Consider the following 14,602-nt stretch of genomic DNA (forward strand, 5'->3'; position numbering starts at 1 on the left):
GCGCTGCGACTCTTCCTCTCCCCGTGCTGCGGGGAGAGGGAAGCGGCAAGCATCTGGAGTCTCGTGCGGGGCATGGATCGTTACGACTACATCATCATCGGGGCAGGCAGCGCCGGCTGCGTGCTTGCCAACCGGCTGTCCGCCGATGGCAGGAGCCGCGTGCTGCTGCTCGAGGCTGGCGGCAGCGACAATTATCACTGGATCCATATTCCGGTCGGTTATCTCTATTGCATCAACAATCCGCGCACCGACTGGTGCTTCACCACAGCGCCGGAAGCGGGATTGAACGGCCGGGCGTTGAGCTATCCGCGCGGCAAGGTGCTTGGCGGCTGTTCGTCGATCAACGGCATGATCTACATGCGCGGCCAGGCGCGCGATTACGACCTCTGGCGGCAGATGGGCTGCACCGGCTGGGGTTGGGACGATGTTCTGCCCTTCTTCCGCAAGTCCGAGGATTTTTATCGCGGCGAAGACGAGATGCATGGTGTCGGCGGCGAATGGCGCATTGAGAAGGCGCGTGTGCGCTGGGCCGTGCTCGATGCCTTTCAGCAGGCGGCCAGGGAAGCAGGCATCCCTGAGACCGCGGATTTCAACCGCGGCAGCAACGAAGGTTCCGGCTATTTCGACGTCAACCAGCGTTCCGGCATTCGCTGGAACACCTCGAAGGCCTTCCTGCGCCCGGCGATGAAGCGCTCCAACCTGACCGTCCTGACCAAAGCGCAGGTCCGGCGGCTGCTGGTGGAGGAGGGCGCCGTTGCCGGCGTCGAATTCCAGCATGGTGGCGTGGCGAAACGCGCCTATGCTGCGAAAGAAACCGTCCTTTCGGCCGGTTCGATCGGCTCGCCGCATATCCTGGAACTGTCAGGCATCGGCAGGGGCGAGGTTCTCCAGCGGGCGGGTGTCGATGTCGTCACCGAGGTGAAGGGTGTCGGCGAGAACCTGCAGGACCATCTGCAGCTGCGTCTGGCCTATAAGGTCACAGGCGTTCCGACGCTGAACGAGAAGGCGACGAAGCTGATCGGCAAGGCGGCGATCGGGCTCGAATATCTCGTCCGCCGCTCCGGGCCGATGGCAATGGCGCCGAGCCAGCTCGGCATCTTCACCCGCTCAGGCCCGGACCGGGAAACGCCTGATCTGCAATATCACGTGCAACCGGTATCGCTGGAGAAGTTCGGCGATCCCGTCCATCCTTTCCCGGCGATCACGGCGAGCGTCTGCAATCTCAGGCCGGAAAGCCGGGGTTCGGTGCACCTGTCGAGCCCGGATTTTGCCGCCCAGCCGACGATCAGCCCGAAATACCTCTCGACGCAGCGCGATCGTGACATAGCTGTCCGTTCAATACGATTGACGCGCAAGATCGTCGCGCAGCCTTCCTTTGCCCGTTTCAAGCCGGAGGAATTCAAGCCGGGACCCGCCTATCAGACGGAGGCCGATCTGGAGCGGGTGGCGGGCGATATCGGCACGACGATCTTCCATCCCGTCGGCACCTGCCGCATGGGCGCCGACAGGGACAGCGTCGTCGATCCCAGGCTGAGATTCCGGGCGCTCGGCAAGCTGAGGATCGCCGACGCCTCGGTGATGCCGTTGATCACCTCGGGCAACACCAATTCGCCGACGATCATGATCGCCGAAAAGGCGGCAGCAATGATCCTCGAAGACAATCGATAGGAGAAGACCATGGCAAGGATCGCATTCATCGGGCTTGGCAATATGGGCGGGCCGATGGCGGCCAATCTGGTCAAATCAGGTCATGAAGTCTTTGGCTTCGATCTTGCGGCTTCGGTGCTGAAGGCGGCCGAGGAGAGCGGCGTCAAACCGGCAAGTCATGCCAGCCAGGCGGTCAAGGACGCGGAGATCATCATTACCATGCTGCCGCAGGGCAGGCACGTGCTGACGGCCTGGACCGATATCCTGCAGTCGGCCGCGCAAGGCACGCTGGTCATCGATTGTTCGACCATCGATGTCGACAGCAGCCGCAAGGCGCATGAGATGGCCAAGGCCGCGAGCTGCCTGTCGCTCGACGCCCCCGTCTCCGGCGGCACGGGCGGGGCAACCGCGGGCACGCTGACCTTCATGGCCGGCGGCTCGGAAGAGGCCTTCGCCAAGGCAAAACCGATCCTCGAGGCGATGGGAAAGAAGATCGTCCATTGCGGCGAGGCCGGCGCCGGCCAGGCGGCGAAGATCTGCAACAACATGATCCTCGGCATTTCGATGATCGGCGTCTGCGAGGCCTTCGTACTCGCCGAGAAACTTGGGCTCTCGCATCAGGCGCTGTTCGACGTTGCCTCGACCTCGTCGGGCCAGTGCTGGTCGATCAATACCTATTGCCCGGTGCCCGGACCAGTGCCGACTTCGCCTGCGAATAATGACTACAGGCCGGGCTTTGCCGCAGCCCTGATGCTGAAGGATCTCAGGCTTTCGCAGGAGGCGGCGCTGGCGAGTGGCGCGTCCACGCCGCTCGGCGCGGAAGCAGCGCAGCTTTTCGCGCTCTTCGAGAAGCAGGGTAATGGCGGAAGGGACTTTTCCGCCATCATCGAGATGTTCCGCGAGAAGGCTTAAGCGCCACGGGGTCAAGTCAACCCTTCGATACCGAGAAGCTGAGCCTGCTATTGCCGAGTTCGATGTCGATCTCGCCGGGTTCGGTCAGTTCGATCGCGCCGCTCAACGTGCCTGTGGTGATGAGCGCACCCGTCTTCAGCGATGTCTCGGGGCGCAAGCCATCATTGGCGTAATCGACGAGCCAGGTGAGAACGTCGCCCTTCGGATGCTGTGCCGGACCATCATAGATCGTGCGGCCGGCATGAGTGACCTTGAGCGGCGTTCCCCCGACGGTGTCGACAACGCTTTTTTCGAGCTTCGGACCGAGCACATAGCCGCTATTGCCGAGGCGGTCGGCGACGAACAGTAGAAAGGAAACGCTGCCGCTTTCCCTAACCGCGCTCACCAGCAGCTCGGCGCCGAGATGGACAGCGGAGATCGCCTTGACCACGTCGGCGCGGCTGTAGGGAACGCCTGTGCGGACCGGCAGATCACTGCCGAGACGGACGGCGATCTCGGTTTCGAATTTCAGGCCCGGATACCAGGGAATGTCAGCGCCCGAGACGGCTTCGGCATAGGGATGCAGCGGAGCGGTGACCGCCTGGCCCTGCGGCGAGACCGTCACCTTCCAGGCGTTGCTTGAAATACTGTCTGCAGCGGTGAGCAACTTCTGCGCCTCCATCGCCTGATGGAGATCGGCTGGCAGCGGGAAAGTGTCCGTTGCCTCCTGCCTGCCGGCCTGGCGCAGGCTGTGAAGCGTGGCTGCAACCGTGCGCGGATCGAATGTCTCTGTCATGCTATCTCCTCGACCTGATTTTCGAGGTGCCACACTAGAGCATGATGCCGAAAAGTGTGAGCGGTTTTCGGACGACATCATGCTCTAACTATATAATGTAGAACAGGATTCAGATTTTAGGCCGACCCGGCCTAAAATCATCCTGTTCTAGCGAGAAGGCAGGGACGAACAAGGCCGCTTTTGGAAAGACTCCTATTCCATCGCCGCGTACCAGCGGGTGCGATAGGCGGCCAGCCCCGGGATATCAGTCGGCGGAACATGCGTCTCGGCACCCGACACCGGCCGGATGCCGGTGAGAAGAGCGGCCCCCTGGCTGGTGCCGGTTGTGCCAGGAAGGGCCATGACCTCGCGGCCGGTTAGGGCGGCCAGCAGCGTGAGATAGGTCCCATTCAGGGCAAATGGGCCTTCGACGATAACAGGGCCTTTGGCGCCGATCAGTCCGAGGCAGGCATCGGTCATCAAGGCGAGATAGAGGCAGGCAGCGGCAGAGCGCTCCTCGCGGCTTGCCTCTTCAGCACCGATCCAGCGGCTTACCTTTCCGGGAAAAGGCCCGGAACCCGGCGCGATATTCGGCAGGAGCATCATGCCTTTGTCGATGACCGGGCCGATTGCCGCCTCGACGGCTTTTTCGTCGATAGGGCCGATCTCGGCAGAAAGAATTTCGAATTCCCGCCCGCCCATGAAACGCGAGGAGGGGACGGCCCGGCCATAGGCATCGACATTGGCGAGCGCATCGCGTTTCGGGTCGAGATGATCGAGATCGCCGCCGACGCCGAAATTGATGACCCATGTGCCGGTGGAGACGACCGCAAAGGGCGCTTCGCGACGCACCAGATGCGGCAGCAGCGAGGCATTGGAATCGTGAATGCCGCAATAGACCGGCACGGGTGCGGTAAGGCCGAGCTCTGCGGCGATGTCGGGAAGAACCGGGCCAAGCGCATCGAAGGCGGATCGGATCGGCGCCATGAGGTCGCGAATGCCAAGCCTGTCGACGAGCGAGGAATAGCTGCCGGCCCTCGGGTTCCAGAGGTCGGTATGACAGCCGAGCGAGGTCAGCTCATTGGCGGCAACACCCGTCAGCCGCGCCGTCCAATATTGCGCATATGTGAGGATGGTCGCAACCTCGGCGAATTCCTCGGGAAAGGCGGTCTTCTGGTAGTGCAGCTGCGCGCCGACGTTGAGGCCCATCGCGAGGTGCGGCGAGAAGGTTTCGTCGAAGGAGGGGCGCAGCCGCGTATAGGCGTCGCGGATTTCCTGCGGATATTCATGTTCATAGTCGATGACAGGCATGGCAAGCGTGCCGTCCCGGGCAAGGAGTGCTGCGGAGGCGCCATGGGTGGTGATCGAAATGGCGTCGAAGCCGGGCTCGCGCGCAAGGCTCTTCAGCGCATCGCGCGCAAAGGACCAGAGGGCCTCTACGTCGTAATGCGGATAGAGACCGGTTTTGATCGCGATATTCGGCCGTTTCAGGACGGCGACCTCGGCGCCCGTCTCGCTGTCGAGCACGACCACCTTGGCATTGGTCTTGCCGATGTCGAGGACGGCGATGCGGCGATAAGAGGTGGCGTTCATGGCATATGGAAGACGGTGACCAGGTCGCTCTGGACCGGCGAATTATCGGGATTGGTCGCCATGATATCGGCCATGTGCGCCCACCATTTTTTCATGACCGGATGGTCCGGCAGGCTTGCCATCCTATGGTCGGCGGGCCGCGTCAACACGCCGAACAGCGTGTTGGTCTCGCGGTCGAGATGAATGGAATAGTCGCTGGCGCCTGACTTGTGCAGGAGATCGACCAGTTCCGGCCAGATCTCGTCATGCCGCTTGCGGTATTCGGCTTCCATGCCCGGATTGAGCTGCATTTTGAAGGCGTGTTTTTCTAAAGTCATCGGGAGCTCATGACCTTGATGCGGCGGGCGATGATCGGGATGGCGATGGTGATGATCAGAAGCAGGCCGATGAAGATCGACATGACGATGCCTGGCACGTTCAGCAGGCCGAGGCCGAAGGTGACGAGACCCATGACGAAGGCGGCGATGACGACGCCGACGATGGTGCCGGAGCCGCCGAGGATCGAGATGCCGCCGAGCACGACCATGGTGACGACCTCAAGTTCCCAGCCCTGGGCGATTGACGGCCGGGTCGAGCCGAGGCGTGAGGTCAAGCAGACGGCGGCAACGCCGCTCATGACGCCGGTCAACAGGAAGAGGATGAATTTGACGCGCTCGACCGGAATGCCGGAGAAGCGGGCGGCGAAGTCGTTGTTGCCGATCGCATAGACCTGCCGGCCGAAATTCGTCGCATGCAGGAGGATGGCGAAGAGGATCGCCAGCACGATGAAGAGCACGAATTCGAAGGAGAATACCCAGACGACATAGCCCTGGCCGAAATAGGCGAAATCAGCCGGGTATTTGCCATAGGCCTGATCACCGAGGACGATATAGGAAATGCCGCGGAAAAGGCTCATCGTGCCGATGGTGACGACGATCGACGGCAGTTTCAGCACCGAGACCAGAACGCCGTTGAAGATGCCGCAGGCAAGGCCGGTGCCGATGCCGATCGCGACCAGGCCCGGTGTGCCGATGCCGACCTGCGCTGCCGCGCCCATTGCCGTCGAGGCGAGCGCGATGATCGCAGCGACCGAGAGGTCGATCTCGCCTGATATGACGAGCAGCGCCATGGCAAAGGCGATCATTGCCTTTTCGGTGAAGTTAAAGGTGGCGTCCGAGAGATTCCAGGCATCGAGGAAATAGGGCGAGGCGAGCGAATTGAAGATGAAGATCAGCACGGCGACGGCAAAGAGCAGCACTTCCCAGCTCGCGAGGATGCGGCGGAAGGGTGTGCCGAGGCGGTCGGGAATGACCCGCTTTTCGTGTGTGGACACGGTGCTCATGCTGCGGCCTCCGTTCTGATCTCGGCCGCGGCGCGGTCGCGCAGGATGATGCGGCCGCGGTTGCGCTCGCGCCTGGCGTTGAAGGCGACGGCGAGAATGATGACGGTTCCGGAGATCGCCATCTGCGTGAAGGGTGAAATGCCGATCACCGGCAATGCATTCTTGATGACGCCGAGGAAGAGCGCGCCGAGCACGGTGCCGGCGACCGAGCCGACGCCGCCGGCAATCGAGATGCCGCCGATAACGCAGGCCGCGACGCTGTCGAGCTCGAAGCCGTTGGCGATATCGACATAGGCAACAGCATAACGCGACACCCAGAGATAACTCGCAAGACCGGCCAGCGCGCCCGACAGAACGAAGGCCAGGAATTTCGTCCAGCCCGTATCGATGCCGGCATAGACGGCCGCGGTCGGATTGCCGCCGGTGGCATAGGCCGAGCGGCCGAACTGGGTGTATCGGAGCAGGACATACATCAGCAGCACGATAACGATCCCCACCCAGCCGAGAACGGGCAGGCCGAGGATCGGCGTGCGCGGCACCGACAGGAAGATCGGCGTCATCTGGTGGGCGTTGACCCACGCCCCGCCCGACAGTACGAAGGCCATGCCGCGATAGATGGTGAGCGTGCCGAGTGTCACGACGATCGGCGGAATTTCGAGCGCCCAGACGAGAAGGCCGTTGATGGCGCCGAGGCAGGCGCCGATGACGATCGCGGCAAGGATGAGCACGACGAGCGGCAGATCGGGATAGGCGGCATTCATCATCGCGATCGCCATGCCGGTGAAGGCGAGATTGGCGGCAACCGACAGGTCGATCGATTTCGTCAGGATGACCGTCATCTGCGCGAGCGCCAGGATGATCAGGATGGAGGTATCGTTGAAAATGCCGGCGAGATTCTCCGGCGTTGCGAAATCGGCAGCGCGCGTCGAAAAGATCGCGATCATCACGACGATGATGAGGAACAGCAGGGTTTCGCGTTTTCTGATCAGTCTTGCCATGCTCTTACCTTATGAATTGCTGGGCCTTATGCATTGCGGGCCTCATGCATTGCCGGTGGCGGCGCGCACCAGCGCTTCCGGCGACAGGTCGGCGCGGTCGAAAATTCCGGCGGCGAGACCTTCCTTCATCACCAGGACGCGATCCGACATGCCGATGATTTCGGGCAGTTCGGACGAGACCATGATGATCGACAGGCCCTCGGCGGCGAGTTCGCTGATGAAGCCGTGCACGGCCGCCTTCGAACCGATGTCGATGCCCTTTGTGGGTTCATCGAGGATGATGACCTTCGGCGCCGTCGCCAGCCATTTGCCGATGACGACCTTCTGCTGGTTGCCGCCGGAGAGCGTGCCGACCGGGACGGAAAGGGCAGCGGCGCGTAAGTCCAGCCGCTCGGCATATTTGCGGGCGAGCGCGAATTCGTTGGCCGCCCTGAGGAAGCCCCGGCGCGAGGTGCGGGCGAGCGAGGGCAGCGTCATGTTCTGGAAGATCGGCATCGGCAGCGCCAGCCCGTGGCGGCCACGTTCCTCCGGCACATAGACGATGCCGGCCCGGATCGCATCCTGCGGCGAATGGATGGTGATCTCGCGGCCTTCGAGCATCATGGTGCCCGAGAGCGGCCTGGTGATGCCGAAGAGCGATTGGGACAGTTCCGAACGGCCGGCGCCGATCAGCCCGTAAATGCCGAGAATTTCGCCCTGGCGCAGGGTGAAGGAGATGTCGCGGAATTCGGTGCGGTGGCTATAGTTGCGGATCTCGAGCACCGGGCCGCCGATGGCGACATCGACCTTCGGAAAGGCATTCTCGACGTCGCGACCGACCATCATGCGGACGATCTCGTCCTGCGGCGTTTCCTTGAGCCGGCCCTGGCCGACGGCGCGGCCGTCGCGGAAGACGACGAAATCGTCGGCGATCTCGTACACCTCGTCGAACTTGTGGCTGATGAAGAGGATCGCCTTGCCCTTTTCCTTCAGGCCCCGGACGATGCGGAAGAGATCGTCGATCTCCTTGCGGGAAAGGGCTGCCGTCGGTTCGTCCATGATGACGATGCGGGCCTCGATCGACAGAGCGCGCGCAATCGCCACCAGATGGCGCTGCGCGATCGAGAGGTCCTTCAGCCGGATCGTCGGATCGATATTGCTTTCGAGCGCGGTCAGCAGCGCCTTCGCGCGGCTGTTCATCGCCTGCCAGTCGATGGTGCGCAAACGCGTGCGCGGCGCATGGCCGAGGAAAATGTTTTCGGCAACCGTCAGCTCGTCGAACAGCACGGTTTCCTGATGGATGGCGGTAACGCCGGCATCGATTGCGGCCTGGGCGCTGGCAAAGGTCACCGGCTGGCCATCGACGAGGATCTCGCCTTCATTCGGCCTGTAGATGCCGGTCAGGATCTTGACCAGCGTCGATTTGCCGGCGCCGTTTTCGCCGATCAGCGCGGTCACCGTGCCCGGATGCAGCGCGATGCTGACATTGTCGAGCGCCTTCACGCCCGGGAAGATCTGGGAGATGCCGCGCATTTCCAGAATGGCGGGCGCATCACCGGTTTTGCTGTCCGTGGCGGTTTGTTGAAAGGCAGCGTTCATCGAGCTTCTACCAGTGTCGAATGAGAATCCCGGCGGCCATCAGACCGCCGGGCTTTTATGCGTCGGCTTGGATCAGAAGACCTTGGAGAACTGGTCGATGTTCGTAGCGTTGTAGACGAAGGGATCGGCCATGGCGGCTTCGCCGTTGTCGCCGACCTTGATCTTGCCCATGCGGCCGGCCTCGATCTCGCTGCCCGGCTTGCCGTCGGTCTCGCCCTTGACGAGGCGATAGGCGATCTGCGTTGCGGAGTAGCCGAGATCGATCGGGTTCCAGATGGCGAATTCCTTCGTCGCGCCCGACTTGATCGCGCCGGCCATTTCGGACGGCAGGCCAAGACCGGTGACGTAGACCTTGCCGACAAGGCCCTTGTCTTCGACGACCTTCGACGCGGCGAGAACGCCGACCGTCGTCGGAGCGACGATGACCTTGATGTTCGGGTTCGCCTTCAGCAGGCCCTCGGCTTCACGGTAGGACTTGTCCGAGAGGTCGTCGCCATAGACCGTGGTGACGAGGTTGAGGCCCGGGAAATCCTTGAGCTGCTTCTTCATCTGGTCGATCCAGATGTTCTGGTTGGTCGAGGTGGTCGTTGCCGACAGGATCGCGAAGTCACCCTTGCCGCCGTCGAGATGGTCCTTGACGAGGGTCAGGCACATTTTGCCGATCAACTCGTTGGACGACGGGTTGAGCTGAAGGATACGGCCTTCAGGCGCGACGCCGGAATCCCAGGAGATGACCTTGATGCCGCGCTGTGTAGCCTTCTTCAGCGCCGGAACGAGCGCGTCGGGATCGTTGGCCGAAACGGCGATGGCGCTGACGCCCTGGGCGATCAGCGAGTTGATGACTTCGATCTGGCCTTCGGCCGTCGTCGTCGTCGGACCCGTATAGATGACCTCGACGCCGCCGAGTTCCTTGGCCGCTTCCTGCGCGCCCTTGTTGGCAGCATCGAAGAAGCCGTTGCCGAGCGACTTGACGACGAGACCGATCTTGATGTCGGCGGCACTTGCCGTGCCGGCCATCATGGCGACGGCAAATGCCACGCCGATTGCGAGTTTCTTTGCGAGTTTCATGCTTTCATCCTCCCACTTGATTGACACTCTTCACACCTGGCCGGCGCCTTATGCGACCGACGAGGAATCCTCCTTGATTGCCTGGGCGACCGGGCTCGCGACAATGAGCCTGATGCCGGCATTCTCGATCATCCTGACGGCTTCCTCTGGAATGCCGTCATCGGTGATGATCGTAGACACACGCTCGAGCGGGCACAGAATGAGGCTCGAGCGGCGATGGAACTTGCTGGAATCGGCCATGACGACCAGTTCGTCGGCCTGATGCATCAGCTTCTGCTCGCTCTGGATGATCAGCGCGTCGGCTTCCATGATGCCGAGCGGGCCGACGCCCTGCGCACCGATGAAGAAACGGCGGGCGTAGAAATTGCGGATCGCGTCGTTGTCGAAGGGGGAGAGGATCAGGCTCTGCTCGCGATAGATCGCGCCGCCCGGCACCGTCACCGTGTTCTTCGAATGCTTGACCAGATGTTCGGCAATCGCGAAGGAATTGGTCATCACCTGCAGGCGGTGGGCCGCCATGAAATGCACCATCTGGAAGGTGGTCGTGCCACCGTTGATGATGATCGCGTCGCCGGGATCGCAAAGCTCGACTGCCTGGCGGGCGATTGCGCGTTTCTTGTCGATATTGACCGATTCCGACACCCGGAAGGGACGCCCGGCGAGATTGCCGAGCTGCGGCGGATGCACCGCCTCGGCGCCGCCGCGCACGCGCCGGATCTTGCCCTGAACATGAAGAGCCGCGATGTCGCGCCGGATCGTCGCCTCGGAAGCCTCGGTCAGTTCGGAAATATCCTGAACCGTCACGACGGACTTTTCCTGAACGGCGCTCAGAATGATGCGATGGCGTTCGCGTTCGTGCATGGGGCTCCTCCTTTAATCGTTTATTTCGCACATATGACAATGTGTCAATCAAAAACGATCATAAATTTTCATATTGCGCTGCACAATAATCGAATTTGATCGTTTTCGATTGACAAGCTGCGTTTTGATGAGCGATACCGTCAGCGAAAAGGGCGCGAACTTTGCGTCCCGATGAAGATTTCATATGGGAGGATGACATGGCGGCGAACGTCCGGCTTCTGGAAAACCGGTGGGATGATGCTTACGCGGCAGGCCTCGATGAGCCTGGCAAGCTGCTCTATCGCTCCAACCTGCTCGGCGCCGACAAGCGCATCACCAATTACGGCGGCGGCAACACCTCGGCGAAGGTGCTGGAAACCGATCCTCTGACCGGCGGCAAGGTCAAGGTACTCTGGGTCAAGGGATCGGGCGGCGATGTCGGCACGATCAAGCTCGACGGTTTCGCGACGCTCTACCAGGACAAGCTGGAATCGCTGAAGAGCATCTACAAGGGCGTCGAGGACGAGGACCGCATGGTCGGCTTCCTGCCGCACTGCACCTTCAACCTGAACGCCCGTGCCGCCTCGATCGACACGCCGCTGCATGGTTTCGTGCCTTTCACCCATGTCGACCACATGCATCCTGACGCGATCATCGCGATCGCCGCGTCGAAGAATTCGAGGGAATTGACGCAGCAGATCTTCGGGGACGAGATCGGTTGGCTGCCCTGGCGTCGTCCTGGCTTCCAGCTCGGCCTCGACCTTGGCGCATTCGTCGCCGCCAATCCGAATGCCAAGGGTGTCGTGCTCGAAAGCCACGGCCTCTTTACCTGGGCTGATGACGCCAAGGCCTGCTACGAGCTGACGCTCGACATCATCAACAAGGCGATCGTCTGGTTTGCCGAAAAGACCGAGGGCAAGACGATTTTCGGCGGTGCGCTCACTGAGAGCCTGGCCGTCGCCGAACGCCGCGCCATCGCCGCCCGGCTGATGCCGGAGATCCGTGGCCGCATCGGCAAGCAGGAGCGCAAGCTCGGACATTTCGACGATCAGGACGCTGTGCTCGAATTCGTCAACTCCCGGGATCTACGCCCGCTCGGCGCACTCGGCACCAGCTGCCCGGATCATTTCCTGCGCACCAAGATCCGCCCACTGATCGTCGATTTCGACCCGGCCAAGCCGGATGTCGACGCGATCGTTGCCGGTCTCGACAAGGCGCTGGAGGATTACCGCGCCGACTACGCCCGCTATTACAACGACTGCAAGCATGACAATTCGCCCGCCATCCGCGATGCCAATCCCGTCATCTTCCTCGTTCCTGGCGTCGGCATGCTGTCCTTTGCCCGAGACAAGGCGACGGCTCGTATTGCCAGCGAATTCTACGTCAACGCCATCAACGTCATGCGCGGCGCCTCGACGGTCTCGGAATATCAGGGCCTGCCGGAGCAGGAGGCCTTCGATATCGAATACTGGCTGCTCGAAGAGGCCAAGCTGCAGCGCATGCCGAAGCCGAAGAGCCTTGCCGGCCGCGTCGCCTTCGTCACCGGCGGCGCCGGCGGCATCGGCCGGGCGACGGCCGCGCGCCTCGTCGGCGAAGGTGCCTGTGTGGTGCTTGCCGATATCGACCAGGCAGCACTCGAGGGCACCGAAGCCGATTTCGTCAAGAGTTATGGCGCTGACGCCGTGCGCAGCGTTCGGCTTGACGTCACCAAGGAAGATGCGGTGATCGCCTCCTTCGCGGAAGCCTGCGTTGAATTCGGCGGCATCGATATCCTCGTCTCGAATGCCGGCATTGCCTCGTCCGCGCCAATCGAAGCCACCGAGCTGTCGACGTGGAACCGCAATATCGATATTCTGGCGACCGGCTATTTCCTCGTCTCGCGCGAAGCGTTCCGCCTGTACCGCCGTCAGGCGCTCGGCGGCAACGTTATCTTTGTCGCTTCGAAGAATGGTCTTGCCGCCTCGCCGAATGCATCTGCCTATTGCACCGCAAAGGCTGCCGAAATCCATCTCGCTCGCTGCCTGGCGCTGGAAGGCGCGGATGCCGGCATCCGCGTCAACACCGTCAATCCGGATGCTGTCCTGCGCGGCTCGAAGATCTGGAGCGGCGAATGGCGCGAGCAGCGCGCTGCCTCGTCCAAGATCGAGGTGGACGATCTCGAGGAACATTACCGCAAGCGTTCGATGCTGAAACTCAACGTGTTTCCGGAAGATATCGCCGAGGCGATCTATTTCCTCGCATCGGACCTTTCGGCAAAATCGACCGGCAACATTATCAATGTCGATGCCGGCAATGTGCAGAGTTTTACGCGGTAAGAGGGTCGCTCTTCTCCCCGGCGGGGAGAAGATGCCGGCAGGCAGATGAGGGGACGCAGAGCGAAGCGATGCGTGTTCTGGGCGGGGCAGCGAAGGACCATTAATGTCCTACCCGGCCGCCCCCTCATCCGACCCTTCGGGCCACCTTCTCCCCGCTGGGGAGAAGGGAAGAAAGAAACAATCGGGAGGAAGAAATGGCCGAATTCAGGATCGCGCAGGATCTGGTTGCGACGGATAACGACAAGCGGGCAACAGCGCTGAAAGCCGATTACGAGGCACTGGGCGCGACGCTTGCCCGTCGCGGCGTCGATATCGAAGCAGTCACCCGGAAGGTTGCGGAATTCTTCGTCGCCGTTCCCTCTTGGGGCGTCGGCACCGGCGGCACGCGTTTTGCCCGTTTCCCCGGCACCGGCGAGCCGCGCGGCATCTTCGACAAGCTCGACGATTGCGCCGTCATCAACCAACTGACGCAGGCGACGCCGAATGTCTCGCTGCATATTCCCTGGGACAAGGCCGACGCCAGGGAGTTGAAGGCCAAGGGTGATGCGCTCGGCCTCGGCTTCGATGCGATGAATTCCAACACCTTTTCCGATGCGCCCGGCCAGGCCCATTCCTATAAATACGGCTCGCTCAGCCACACCGATGCGGCAACACGGGCGCAAGCGGTCGAGCACAATCTCGAATGCATCGAAACCGGCAAGGCGCTCGGCTCCAAGGCACTGACGGTCTGGATCGGCGACGGCTCGAACTTCCCCGGCCAGAGCCATTTCACCAAGGCTTTCGAGCGTTACCTCGCCTCGATGGCGGACATCTACAAGGCGCTGCCTGATGATTGGAAGCTGTTCTCCGAGCACAAGATGTACGAGCCGGCCTTCTATTCCACCATCGTGCAGGATTGGGGAACCAACTACTTGATCGCCCAGACGCTCGGCCCCAAGGCCTATTGCCTCGTCGATCTCGGTCACCATGCGCCGAACACCAATATCGAGATGATCGTCGCCCGCCTGATCCAGTTCGGCAAGCTCGGCGGTTTCCACTTCAACGATTCGAAGTATGGCGACGACGATCTCGACGCCGGCGCGATCGATCCCTACCGGCTGTTCCTCGTCTTCAACGAACTGGTCGATGCCGAGCAGCGCGGCGTCAATGACTTCAACCCGGCCCATATGATCGATCAGTCGCACAATGTCACCGACCCGATCGAAAGCCTGATCAACAGCGCCAACGAAATCCGCCGCGCCTATGCACAGGCGCTGCTCGTCGACCGCAAGGCGCTCTCCGGTTACCAGGACGACAACGACGCGCTGATGGCATCGGAAACGTTGAAGCGCGCCTATCGCGCCGATGTCGAGCCGATCCTCGCCGAAGCCCGACGCAGGGCCGGCGGCGCGATCGACCCGATCGCCGTCTATCGCGCCAGCGGCTATCGCAGACAAGTGGCGGCCGAGCGCCCGGCATCCGCTGCCGGCGGCGGCGGCATCATCTGAACGACCGATTGTTTCGCATGGTCTGAAGTCATGCTGATTAGGGATGAATGGTTGCCGGCAGCGCAGGGGTGACGCGCTGCCGGCGTCCC

12 protein-coding genes are annotated in these 14,602 nt (G+C 62.1%); 4 read left to right on the forward strand and 8 right to left on the reverse strand.

Going from position 1 to position 14,602, the window contains the following annotated elements; all coding sequences use genetic code 11:
• The first annotated feature begins 72 nt into the window (after window positions 1-72).
• On the forward strand, window positions 73-1,668 hold the full coding sequence (locus tag ACD590_RS31575) for a GMC family oxidoreductase (RefSeq protein ID WP_439004150.1): 1,596 nt from the start codon (window positions 73-75) through the stop codon (window positions 1,666-1,668).
• A 9-nt stretch (window positions 1,669-1,677) separates the two neighbouring features.
• A complete protein-coding gene (mmsB, locus tag ACD590_RS31580) occupies window positions 1,678-2,559 on the forward strand; it encodes a 3-hydroxyisobutyrate dehydrogenase (protein ID WP_018246526.1) in 882 nt (293 codons plus the stop codon).
• 16 nt (window positions 2,560-2,575) lie between these two features.
• Here mmsB and ACD590_RS31585 read toward each other — a convergent pair whose 3' ends face one another.
• From ACD590_RS31585 to ACD590_RS31620, 8 genes are all read right to left on the reverse strand, one after another.
• The gene (locus ACD590_RS31585) at window positions 2,576-3,334 is read right to left on the reverse strand and encodes a fumarylacetoacetate hydrolase family protein (protein ID WP_018246527.1); all 759 of its coding nucleotides are present in this window, start codon (window positions 3,332-3,334) and stop codon (window positions 2,576-2,578) included.
• Between the two features lie 192 nt (window positions 3,335-3,526).
• On the reverse strand, window positions 3,527-4,906 hold the full coding sequence (locus tag ACD590_RS31590; protein ID WP_018246528.1) for an FGGY-family carbohydrate kinase: 1,380 nt from the start codon (window positions 4,904-4,906) through the stop codon (window positions 3,527-3,529).
• Entirely contained in the window at window positions 4,903-5,223 is a 321-nt protein-coding gene (gene rhaM / locus ACD590_RS31595; RefSeq protein WP_018246529.1) for an L-rhamnose mutarotase, read from the reverse strand. Before rhaM ends, ACD590_RS31590 begins: the two co-directional genes overlap by 4 nt.
• Complete coding sequence (locus ACD590_RS31600) at window positions 5,220-6,227, reverse strand: ABC transporter permease (protein WP_018246530.1); 1,008 nt, start codon at window positions 6,225-6,227, stop codon at window positions 5,220-5,222. Before ACD590_RS31600 ends, rhaM begins: the two co-directional genes overlap by 4 nt.
• Window positions 6,224-7,225, reverse strand: a complete 1,002-nt coding sequence (locus ACD590_RS31605) for an ABC transporter permease (RefSeq protein ID WP_018448547.1) — start codon at window positions 7,223-7,225, stop codon at window positions 6,224-6,226. The genes ACD590_RS31600 and ACD590_RS31605 overlap by 4 nt, the downstream gene beginning before the upstream one ends.
• Window positions 7,226-7,267: 42 nt before the next feature.
• The gene (locus ACD590_RS31610; RefSeq protein ID WP_115156777.1) at window positions 7,268-8,803 is read right to left on the reverse strand and encodes a sugar ABC transporter ATP-binding protein; all 1,536 of its coding nucleotides are present in this window, start codon (window positions 8,801-8,803) and stop codon (window positions 7,268-7,270) included.
• A gap of 72 nt (window positions 8,804-8,875) precedes the next feature.
• Window positions 8,876-9,871 carry a rhamnose ABC transporter substrate-binding protein gene (gene rhaS / locus ACD590_RS31615; protein ID WP_018448549.1) on the reverse strand — a complete coding sequence of 332 codons (996 nt, stop codon included), beginning with the start codon at window positions 9,869-9,871 and terminating at the stop codon, window positions 8,876-8,878.
• Between the two features lie 48 nt (window positions 9,872-9,919).
• The gene (locus tag ACD590_RS31620; RefSeq protein WP_018246533.1) at window positions 9,920-10,732 is read right to left on the reverse strand and encodes a DeoR/GlpR family DNA-binding transcription regulator; all 813 of its coding nucleotides are present in this window, start codon (window positions 10,730-10,732) and stop codon (window positions 9,920-9,922) included.
• Between the two features lie 197 nt (window positions 10,733-10,929).
• On the opposite strand from ACD590_RS31620, the gene ACD590_RS31625 reads away from it, so the two are divergent.
• Complete coding sequence (locus ACD590_RS31625; protein WP_018448550.1) at window positions 10,930-13,026, forward strand: bifunctional rhamnulose-1-phosphate aldolase/short-chain dehydrogenase; 2,097 nt, start codon at window positions 10,930-10,932, stop codon at window positions 13,024-13,026.
• Between the two features lie 194 nt (window positions 13,027-13,220).
• Entirely contained in the window at window positions 13,221-14,513 is a 1,293-nt protein-coding gene (gene rhaI / locus ACD590_RS31630; RefSeq protein ID WP_018448551.1) for an L-rhamnose catabolism isomerase, read from the forward strand.
• The last annotated feature ends 89 nt before the right edge of the window (window positions 14,514-14,602 follow it).

Origin of the sequence: Rhizobium sp. 862_C5_N1_2, from assembly GCF_051811205.1 — a bacterium.
GTDB lineage: Bacteria > Pseudomonadota > Alphaproteobacteria > Rhizobiales > Rhizobiaceae > Rhizobium > Rhizobium leguminosarum.

What these genes read in the sequence shown, in the direction of transcription:
- ACD590_RS31625 (WP_018448550.1), top strand. Translation starts at nt 10,930, where the DNA reads ATGGCGGCGAACGTCCGGCTTCTGGAAAACCGGTGGGATGATGCTTAC.
- ACD590_RS31575 (WP_439004150.1), top strand. Translation starts at nt 73, where the DNA reads ATGGATCGTTACGACTACATCATCATCGGGGCAGGCAGCGCCGGCTGC.
- ACD590_RS31600 (WP_018246530.1), bottom strand. Translation starts at nt 6,227, where the DNA reads ATGAGCACCGTGTCCACACACGAAAAGCGGGTCATTCCCGACCGCCTC.
- rhaI (WP_018448551.1), top strand. Translation starts at nt 13,221, where the DNA reads ATGGCCGAATTCAGGATCGCGCAGGATCTGGTTGCGACGGATAACGAC.
- rhaS (WP_018448549.1), bottom strand. Translation starts at nt 9,871, where the DNA reads ATGAAACTCGCAAAGAAACTCGCAATCGGCGTGGCATTTGCCGTCGCC.
- mmsB (WP_018246526.1), top strand. Translation starts at nt 1,678, where the DNA reads ATGGCAAGGATCGCATTCATCGGGCTTGGCAATATGGGCGGGCCGATG.
- rhaM (WP_018246529.1), bottom strand. Translation starts at nt 5,223, where the DNA reads ATGACTTTAGAAAAACACGCCTTCAAAATGCAGCTCAATCCGGGCATG.
- ACD590_RS31620 (WP_018246533.1), bottom strand. Translation starts at nt 10,732, where the DNA reads ATGCACGAACGCGAACGCCATCGCATCATTCTGAGCGCCGTTCAGGAA.
- ACD590_RS31585 (WP_018246527.1), bottom strand. Translation starts at nt 3,334, where the DNA reads ATGACAGAGACATTCGATCCGCGCACGGTTGCAGCCACGCTTCACAGC.
- ACD590_RS31605 (WP_018448547.1), bottom strand. Translation starts at nt 7,225, where the DNA reads ATGGCAAGACTGATCAGAAAACGCGAAACCCTGCTGTTCCTCATCATC.
- ACD590_RS31610 (WP_115156777.1), bottom strand. Translation starts at nt 8,803, where the DNA reads ATGAACGCTGCCTTTCAACAAACCGCCACGGACAGCAAAACCGGTGAT.
- ACD590_RS31590 (WP_018246528.1), bottom strand. Translation starts at nt 4,906, where the DNA reads ATGAACGCCACCTCTTATCGCCGCATCGCCGTCCTCGACATCGGCAAG.